This window comes from Methanobrevibacter sp. (genome assembly GCF_045577275.1).
In the GTDB taxonomy this organism is placed as follows: domain Archaea; phylum Methanobacteriota; class Methanobacteria; order Methanobacteriales; family Methanobacteriaceae; genus Methanobrevibacter.
This window is the reverse complement of sequence record NZ_JAZNIB010000008.1, coordinates 1-9245: the sequence shown is the minus strand read 5'-3', so window position 1 is coordinate 9245 and position 9245 is coordinate 1. Positions and strand designations below refer to the sequence as shown.

General features: G+C 30.5%; 13 protein-coding genes, 1 tRNA gene and 1 pseudogene. All 15 read left to right on the top strand.

Features of this window, described 5'->3' with window-relative positions; translation table 11 throughout:
• Nucleotides 1–1643, top strand: a pseudogene (locus ACKI67_RS00210) (hypothetical protein); the annotation flags it as partial.
• A gap of 39 nt (nt 1644–1682) precedes the next feature.
• Complete coding sequence (locus tag ACKI67_RS00205; protein WP_407461366.1) at nt 1683–1979, top strand: hypothetical protein; 297 nt, start codon at nt 1683–1685, stop codon at nt 1977–1979.
• 14 nt (nt 1980–1993) lie between these two features.
• A complete protein-coding gene (locus tag ACKI67_RS00200; protein WP_407461365.1) occupies nt 1994–2206 on the top strand; it encodes a hypothetical protein in 213 nt (70 codons plus the stop codon).
• Between the two features lie 281 nt (nt 2207–2487).
• The gene (locus ACKI67_RS00195; protein ID WP_407461364.1) at nt 2488–3003 is read left to right on the top strand and encodes an SHOCT domain-containing protein; all 516 of its coding nucleotides are present in this window, start codon (nt 2488–2490) and stop codon (nt 3001–3003) included.
• Between the two features lie 47 nt (nt 3004–3050).
• The gene (locus tag ACKI67_RS00190) at nt 3051–3884 is read left to right on the top strand and encodes a hypothetical protein (RefSeq protein ID WP_407461363.1); all 834 of its coding nucleotides are present in this window, start codon (nt 3051–3053) and stop codon (nt 3882–3884) included.
• Nucleotides 3885–4198: 314 nt separating this feature from the next.
• A tRNA-Ser gene (locus ACKI67_RS00185) sits at nt 4199–4283 on the top strand.
• 464 nt (nt 4284–4747) lie between these two features.
• Entirely contained in the window at nt 4748–5197 is a 450-nt protein-coding gene (locus ACKI67_RS00180) for a 30S ribosomal protein S13 (protein ID WP_407461362.1), read from the top strand.
• 104 nt (nt 5198–5301) lie between these two features.
• Entirely contained in the window at nt 5302–5838 is a 537-nt protein-coding gene (locus tag ACKI67_RS00175) for a 30S ribosomal protein S4 (protein WP_407461360.1), read from the top strand.
• An 11-nt stretch (nt 5839–5849) separates the two neighbouring features.
• Nucleotides 5850–6242, top strand: a complete 393-nt coding sequence (locus ACKI67_RS00170) for a 30S ribosomal protein S11 (RefSeq protein ID WP_067145940.1) — start codon at nt 5850–5852, stop codon at nt 6240–6242.
• 12 nt (nt 6243–6254) lie between these two features.
• On the top strand, nt 6255–7082 hold the full coding sequence (locus ACKI67_RS00165) for a DNA-directed RNA polymerase subunit D (protein WP_407461359.1): 828 nt from the start codon (nt 6255–6257) through the stop codon (nt 7080–7082).
• 2 nt (nt 7083–7084) lie between these two features.
• Nucleotides 7085–7450, top strand: a complete 366-nt coding sequence (locus ACKI67_RS00160; RefSeq protein ID WP_407461358.1) for a 50S ribosomal protein L18e — start codon at nt 7085–7087, stop codon at nt 7448–7450.
• Between the two features lie 23 nt (nt 7451–7473).
• Nucleotides 7474–7899: a 50S ribosomal protein L13 gene (locus ACKI67_RS00155; RefSeq protein WP_295604854.1), complete on the top strand. Its 426-nt coding sequence runs from the start codon at nt 7474–7476 to the stop codon at nt 7897–7899.
• A gap of 68 nt (nt 7900–7967) precedes the next feature.
• Nucleotides 7968–8366 (top strand): 30S ribosomal protein S9, encoded by a 399-nt coding sequence (locus tag ACKI67_RS00150; protein ID WP_407461357.1) that lies wholly within the window; start codon nt 7968–7970, stop codon nt 8364–8366.
• Nucleotides 8367–8569: 203 nt separating this feature from the next.
• Nucleotides 8570–8740 (top strand): DNA-directed RNA polymerase subunit N, encoded by a 171-nt coding sequence (locus ACKI67_RS00145; protein WP_067145950.1) that lies wholly within the window; start codon nt 8570–8572, stop codon nt 8738–8740.
• Nucleotides 8741–8860: 120 nt separating this feature from the next.
• Entirely contained in the window at nt 8861–9079 is a 219-nt protein-coding gene (locus ACKI67_RS00140) for a DNA-directed RNA polymerase subunit K (protein WP_407461356.1), read from the top strand.
• Nucleotides 9080–9245: the final 166 nt, after the last annotated feature.

Genomic DNA, 9245 nt, shown 5'->3' with positions numbered 1-9245 from the left:
ATTTTGATGAAATTCTTAGGACATATAATGCTCAGATTATTGGTTTTACTTTAGATGAGTACTATAATTTATTGTCTTTAAGTAATTCTTCTGAAGATGAAATTTTACTATGGTTGATTAAGAATTCCTATAATTTATCTGATATTGAAACTTCATATATTGAATATTTTAATAATTTTATTTTTGATGACATTAGTTTTTCTTTAGATTATTTTGGAAATGAGGGGATTGATTTTAATTTATTTGATACGTTGAATAATGAATCTTTTTCATGGAGTGGTATGTCGAATACACGTTATGCTTCTATTAGTTATGTTAATGGGGGTTATTTTAATCCTTATGATGAGGGTAATCTGTCTGATACTCCTATTTTACTTTTTTATGGGGATTCTATTATATTGAATATTGATAATCGGTTAGCTGCGTTTATTGATTCTGCTTATGATGGATTTTTGACTTATGCTTTTGCTAGTGAAAAGGTTAATAGTTCCGATTTGGAATTTTGGTTGGAAGAGAAAGATCGTGTTGATGCAGAAAACAATCTTGTTTATGATATAGGTCCAATGAGAGCAGCATATGGCAGTTTTTTAGAGGCATTTTTGGTAATTTATTGTAGTGATATTGTTGCGAATGTTGCGTCTGAGCAGTTTAATGTTACATGGGGGCGCTCCAGTCCTATAGTTATGTGTGTAAAGGATGATGTTAATGGTTATTTTATAAGTGCTGAATGTGATTTTCGATTTGGTCGTGATGCTTTTGGAGAGGTTGCTAATGTGAAGTCCTTTTATTTTGCATGTTCCGCTTCCTTTTCCTTGATTGAGAATTATGTTTTTGAGGCCTTATTCCCTGGGGAAGGTGTTGATTATACAGTTACTATGGGTTTGGCTGATATTTTATTTAATAATGGCACTTTGGAGTTTGTTCAGGATGGAAATTATACCCTAATCCATGAGTGGGGGTATGATGATTTAATTCTTTTATATGATGATTCTACAGGCATATTATACGATAGTTTTGATGGTATTTATGGTGCTTATTGTTATGCTTTTCAGCAAACTGAAATGGGTTGGGATTTTGGTGTTAAATTATTTGATTTGGAGGATGCTATTAATAACTTTTTAAATGGGAATTTTGGTTTTTTAGATGATTTAGATAATACGCTTTTGGGCATTGTTGGTGGTGCGGGCCTTACTTTAGGTATGGCATTTTTGGTTTCTAATCCTATTGGGTGGGGTGTTGCAATTACTGGAGGTGTTTTGATAGGGGCTGGTCTTTTAGCCACTTATTTTTCTGATGATTTGAACCGAGGATGGGCTGCTGAACGTGGTGCTTTGTTTGGTTTTGATATAGTTACTTCTGTTTTGGGGCCTATTAAAGGAGGGGCTTTTTTAGGCAAGTTGACTATAAGAGAGTATGTCCGTGAAAGTGGTGAAATATTAATTTCAAGAAATAAAGATTTTATAGATGTAAGTATTATAAATTATTATGAAAGATTTATTGCTTATGATTATTGTTCTTATGGTACTTTAGAAAGATTGATTTATACTGCATATCAATCAGGCACAGATTTGGGTGTTATTATTAATTTTGCCAAAGGACTTTTTGAAAATCAGTTAGTTCATATTCTTTCAGATGATTATTAAAGATTGAACAGTAAAAAATTAATTTTTTGGAGTAAAAATATGTTTAAGATTTTTTCAAAAAAAGAGATGTGGGAAGAAGGTTATGAAGATTATTTAATTTCTATCTTTTGGTTAATTTCATCAATTGTTACAATTTTATTATTAACCATATCATTAATTTTTAAGAATCTTAAGCCTTTAATTTTATTAGGATTAATTTTTATTCACCCATGGAGATTTCATCCTAGTGAGATGGAAATAATTTTAAAAAGCAAGTATGTAAAAATTTTTGGGATAATTTGTTTTTTACCATTTATAATATATGTTTTGTTAAAAATTTATTTGAAAATGATTTAATATTTGGTGACTTTATGGGATTATTTGAAATTTTAAGTTTTATGAATAGCCATGAATTATTTGTTCCTACAATAGGATTTTTTGTTTGTTTTATTATTCCATTATTACATCATTTAGGATTAATCTATGTTAATAGTCATGAAAGAAAAGAATTTTATTTTTTTGCAGTTCTATTTTTTATTTGGTGTATAGGATGTTATTACGGTATTTTTAGATGGGCGCCATAAATTATTTGATTTTTTATTAGTCTCTTTTTAATGTTTTTTTATTAAAAAGAGTTATAGTAATATTTATCTGAAGATTTTGGAGGATGAGTTTTAATGTTGGGTTTGTACTAGCCTTATGGTTGTGAGTGTAAGGGAGGATATATTATATATATGATATGCAATGTTTATTTACTTAATGAGCATTTTTAAGTGAAAAAGTATTTAAACAAGTGAATTATTATATTTATTAATAAGATTATAATTTAATTTATTTTATTTTTTAAAAATTTCAGGTTGATACTATGGGAAAATTAGGTTTTTTATTTAATCCGGAGGCAAACATGCCTTCAGGCGAAATCAAATCAAGGGATGTGAATTTTGATTTTCTAGGTCTATTAAAAGAAACAGTTGGAGGCAAGGACAATACCTTTAATGGAGCTATCAAATTGGATGAGGATTCAATTTATATAGAAAAGAGAAGCAGATTGAACGGTAAGGTCAAGGATGCTTTCACTATTGATTATGATGATTTAAATGCAGATATGATAGAAAGAGTGGCTGATAATAAGGTTCAATTCAATTTAGCTCAAAAGACTCTTTTGCTTAAGACATTAGATGATGACATGCTAAATAATTTTGAAAATAGATTGAAAAACAAATTAACCACAGGCTCTTTTGAGATAGAAGAAGTGCCACAAGCAAAACAGATTATTCGTGACATTCCAGAGGAAATAAGAAAATATCATGAATTATTGAAAGATGGAATAATCACTGAAGAGGAATTTGAGAATAAGAAGAAAGAGTTATTGAACAGTTAATCGGATTTAATCTATTAGTCAATGCTTTTAGAAAAAAATGTGATACTATGGAAATAAAGTCTATTCCTGAAATTATAAAAGAAATGGATTCATTATCTAAAGAGGAAAAATACGATGAGGCTTTACAGTTTGGAAAAGAAAACGTAAATTTAAATAAGGAATATGTTGAAGGAGAATATGTATTCAAAAACCTTCTTGAAGAGCTTTTGTTCCAAATCACAATCAATAAAGAGATTAAAAGAAAATATCCATTGATGTTGGATTATTCCACTTTATATTCCAATTATGGGAATGTATTATTGCATTTCAATGACTATGAAAATGCCTTAAAATCCTTTAAATTATCTTATGATTATAATCCTGTCAATGTAAAAGCTATTTTTGGCTTATGTGAGATCCATAAACAAAATAACGATTGGACTGAGTGTTATAACTTGACAATCCAATCATTCAAATACGCATATTCTCTAGAAGATCTTTCTAAATCATTTGAAAACTTATCTTTTTATTATATTAATGAGTATAAAGAATCCAATGATGATGAAAATCTAAAGTTAGCCATCTATCTAAATAAATTAAGTGAATATTATAATGAAAATAATGCAAATCATTTAGATTCTCTAGATGAAAATCTTTTGAATGAATATGATGATTCAATAGAAGACATCAAAGAATACCTTAAATCAAAAGGACTTCCATATGGTCCAAGCGTTGAAGTGATTACAATATGCAAAAACCTTGGTTTCCAATTGGATGAGGATAAGAAAGTGGTTCCAGCTCTCTTTTATTTCAATATTGCATATGATTTAACCAAAGATCCTGCAATTAAAGATGTTATAGATGATTTGAATACTAAAGTAGAAAGAAGATTAAATGAATGATTCTTTCAAAAAATAAACTAGTTTAATTTCAAGTATCCCTTATCAAAACAGCTTTTTTGAAAAATTTTATAACCAGTTCAATATCAAAAAATCTCAAATTTAAGTTCTCATATATAAACTTTACTATAAATTCATAAAAAATCTTTAAATATTATCAAGTTCAATATTAATTTGTGGTTATGATTTTGAATTTTCATCTATTTTTTACAAAATTGTGGTCCAAATATCAAAACCTTTATATAGTATTAATTACTTATATTTTTATATCAGTGTATTATATGTTAGACAGTTCTATGTCTGATATAGTATAGAATGCCGAGATAGTCTAGCCTGGTAAGGCGCGGGACTGGAAATCCCGTGAGGGTTCACCTCGCCTGGGTTCAAATCCCAGTCTCGGCGTTTATTAGTGTATAGCAATTTAATGTAATTCTATTTAATAGGATTATTATTAATGATAATATCACTTTTATCAAATTATCATTAAGGTAAATCCAATTCAAATAAGCTTTACGAGTTGGATTTATTAGTTTGCTTTTTTTTAATTAGTTAAATTATAATCTAGCTATGGCTTTAAAAGTTTATTAGTAATTTATTGAGTATTAAGTTACTCTATCTTTTAGTAAGCTGAGCGTAGTTATTATTTAATTAGAATTATTAAATGTGCTTGAAACTGATATGAACTCTTGGTTGGCATAGGTAAAAAGATATGAATAATTTAAATTATTTTAATCTATTAGCTGTTCCGGCTAAGTTTTACATTGTTGAAAAAACTGTGCTTTAAAATAAAGCATTCGAATCCGCTAAATTTTTTAATTAACGTCTCGTGGGTTCGCTCCTAAAAAAATGATATGGAGGTTACTTTAATGGAAGACGACTTTAAGCACTTAGTGCGTATATCCAGAAAGGACGTAGATGGTAACAAAACTATCCAACATGCTTTAACTGAAATTAAAGGTATTGGATTATCCTTATCTAGATCTATCTGTCTTACCTTAGGATTAAATACTGATGATCAAATCGGTTACATCTCTGAAGAAGATGTTGCAAAAATCGAAGCGCTCTTAGAAAATCCAAAAGAACACAATATTCCTGATTGGATGTTAAACAGACGTAACGATTACACTACTGGTGAAGACCTTCATTTGATTGAATCTGATCTTGACATGACTTTAAGAGACGATTTAAACAGAATGAAAAAGACCAGAAGTTACAAAGGTAGAAGACACGAAGTTGGTTTACCAGTTAGAGGACAAAGAACCAAGTCTACTTTCAGACACAGTTCTACTGTCGGTGTAAGTCGTAGAAGAAGATAGATTCCTATCTTTTAACAGACTTGTATATGGGTAAATCGAATAAATTTTATATAGATTTTATAGATTTATAATAATTGATTATATTAAGATAAGGAGATGTGATTATGGGACATCCAAGAAAAGCAAGGAAAAAGTATGATACACCACCTCATCCTTGGAATGCAGAAAGAATTAAAACTGAAAACAAATTAATGTCTAAATACGGCTTAAAAAACAAGAAAGAAATTTGGAAAGCTGATACTTTAGTTAGAAAATACAGTAGGGAAGCAAGATACTTACTCGGTTTCTCTCAAGATCAAGTAAAAGTTGAAACTGAAGAGTTATTAGGACACTTGAAAAGAACAGGAATCCTTGATGAAAATGCTCACTTGGAAAATATTCTTGACTTGACTGTTGAAGATATTTTAAGAAGAAGATTACAAACTATAGTTTTCCAAAAAGGTTTAGCTCGTACTGCTAAAGAAGCAAGAATGTTTGTAGTACACGGACACATTGCTTTAAACGGTAAAAAATTAAATTCTCCAAGTTATGTTGTTAAAAGAGGAGAAGAAGAAGCAGTTGGTTTCTACCACTCTTCCCCTGTAGCTAAACAGATTGAAGAACATAATAAAGCAGCTACTGAAGCTGGTGAAAATCAATAAGGTGTGTTATTATGGCAAAAGATGAAAAATGGGGAATAGCTAATATTTATTCATCCTTTAACAATACTATCTTAACTGTAACTGATATTACCGGAGCAGAAACCATTTGTCAATGGTCTGGTGGTAAAGTAGTTCGTGCAGACAGACAACAATCCTCTCCTTTTGCAGCTATGGAAGCAGCTAACAGAGCAGCTGAAGACGCAAAAGAAAAAGGTTTTGTTGGATTACATATCAGAGTAAGAGCTCCTGGTGGAAACGGTCCTAGAAGTCCAGGTCCTGGTGCACAAGCAACCATTCGTGCATTAGCAAGAGCTGGAATCAAAATTGGTAAAATTGAAGATATCACTCCTATACCTCATGATGGTACTGGAAGACCAGGCGGTAAAAGAGGAAGAAGAGTATAAGAAGGGTTTAATATGAAAATTGATGTCAAAGAGCAAGATGAAAATTCCATGACTTTTATAGTCTATGATGCAGAAGTGCCTTTTGTTAATGCTATTAGAAGAATTGCAATGATGAAAGTACCAAAGTTAGCTATTGAAGATGTATTCATAGTAAAAAATGATTCTGCAATGTTTGATGAAGTATTAGCTCATAGATTAGGATTAACTCCTTTAGTATCCGATGCAGCATCTATTGAAGGCTTAGTGCTTCCTGAAGATTGCGATTGTGATAGTGAAAAAGGAGAATATTGTCCAAGATGTAGCGTTTCATTCTCTTTAAGGGAAAAAGGTCCTAAAACTGTATACTCCGAGGATTTAAAATCTTGTGGTGACTCAAAAATTAAACCAGTATACGATACCATCCCTCTCTTGAAATTAAAAGAGGATCAAGAAGTTGATTTAGAAGCTGTAGCAAAATTAGGAATTGGTAAAGACCATGCAAAATGGGTGCCAACAACTGTTTGCGCATACAAACAATATCCTGACATAACTTTCAACGAAGATGAGGAAGTTATTTATGCAGTTGCTGACAATTGTCCAAGAGGAGTATTGGCAGCTGACAAAGATGAAGGAAGAATTGATATTGTTGACATTGAAAACTGTTCTTTATGTAAAACTTGTGTAAGAACAGCAAAAGCAGCAGATTCTAAATTTATCAATGTTGGTTATCGTGAAAATGATTTTATTTTTAAAATTGAAACTGATGGATCAATGCCTCCTAAAGAGGTTTTATTGAAAGCTTGTGATGTTTTAGATTCTAAAGCAGATGAGTTTATCACATTTAGTGAAGGAGGAAGCTAATAATGGCTAGAGAAATTAAGAAAACTAATCCTAACCTTATTGACCTTATTTACAACCTTAGAAAACAGTCTTATGAGGAAGAAGTAGGTATCTGGAAAGAAGTAGCTATCAAGCTCGAAAAACCTGCAAGAAACCAAGCTGAAGTAAGCCTTTCTCATATTAACAAACACACTGTTGAAGGGGAAACTGTGGTTATTCCAGGTAAAGTATTATCTGACGGTAAATTAGATCACAAAGTAACTATCGCAGCATTAGGATTCACTAAAAACGCTGAAGCAAAAATCGAAAAATTCGGCAGTGAAGCTATTTCCATTGCAGAACTTGCAGAAGCAAATCCTAAAGGCAGCAATGTTAAGATTATGTTATAAGCTAAAGGATTGGTGTAAAAATGATGATTATTAACGGTGAAGGACATATTTTAGGAAGACTTGCTAGTGTAGTCAGCAAGCAACTTCTCGAAGGCGAAGAGATTGTAGTTCTCAACGCTGAAAAAATAATGTTAACTGGTAATAAGGATTGGGCTTATGCTAAATACAAACAAAGAGTGGACAGAGCATCTATCTCTAACCCTCGTGACTTAGGTCCTAAATATCCAAGAAGACCAGAAGATATATTCAGAAGAACCGTAAGAGGTATGTTACCTATGAAAAAAGCAAAAGGTAAAACTGCTTTCAAAGGATTCAAAGCATTTGTAGGTGTACCTGAAGAGTATGCTGATGCTGAACTTATAACCATGCCTGAAGCTGAATATAACGACATTAAAAAAGGAATGGAATTAGGAGAAATCTCTAAACTTTTAGGAGCTAAATTCGAATAATTTGGCTATAGTTGATTTGTTCTAATTGAGAATTATTACGAATTATATTAAATTATGGAGTAATTGTTATGAAAGTTGTTCATACAAGCGGTAAGCGTAAAACAGCTATTGCAAGAGGTACTGTAAGAGAAGGTACTGGTAAAGTAAGAATCAATAAAGTTCCTTTAGAACTTTATTCTCCAGAACTTGCACGTTTAAAATTAACCGAACCATTAGAATTAGCTGGAGATGTTGCTAACCAAGTAGACATTTCCATCAGAGTTAATGGTGGAGGAGTTATGGGCCAAGCTGAAGCTGCACGTATGGTAATTGCAAAAGGTTTAGTACAATGGACTAATGACATGGACTTAAAAGAGATTTACACTCAATATGACAGAACCATGTTAGTAGGAGATCCAAGACGTTCCGAACCTAAGAAATACGGTGGTCCTGGGGCTAGAGCTCGTAAACAAAAAAGTTACAGGTAATTTTATATTTCTTAAATTTTACAATTCTTTTAAAGAGGCATTTATGCCTTTTTGAAGTTTGTAAAATTTATTAAATTCTCTGTAAGAAATCCAATCTTTTTAATTTTTCATTTGAGATTGGAAAAAGCTGTAAAATTCAATTGATTATTTCATATTATTTGATTATGAAATATTGTTTTATATAAAAAGGAAATGATGATTATATGATACCTATACGATGTATAAGTTGTGGAAAACCCGTTTCTGCATATTTTGATGAATATAACCGTAGATTAGCTGATGGTGAAGAATCAAAAGATATTTTGGATGATATGGGTATTACAAGATATTGTTGTAGAAGAATGTTAATTTCTCATGTTGAAACTTGGGAATAATCTTAAATCCTTTTTTATTTTTTTATTTATAGGTTTTATTTATTATTTTCAATCATGGGAATTAATTAGCTATTAATAGTATATGCTATTGATTATTGTTTAATAATTAGGAGTTAAATAATGGCTGCAAATAAAAACAATACAAAAAAATTAACAAGATTCGAAAAAGCTAGAGTCTTAGGTGCAAGGGCTATTCAACTTTCAATGGGTGCAAAACCAATGGCTCATAAGGAAATTGAAAAATTCTTGAAAAGTTCCAAATCTCTTGACCCTATTGATATAGCTACTAAAGAACTTGAATTAGGTATTTTACCTTTAAACGTTAGACAAAAAGAATAAATCTTTATTCTTTTATCTTATTCTTTTTTAATTAAAAGAATTAGTTGCTAAACTCATAATTAGCGAAAGTTTTTATTCTTTTTTAATTAAAAGAATTGGTTTTTAAACTTAAGCTAAACTTATATTAGTGAAAGTTTTTTATTCTTTTTTAATTAAAAGAATTAGT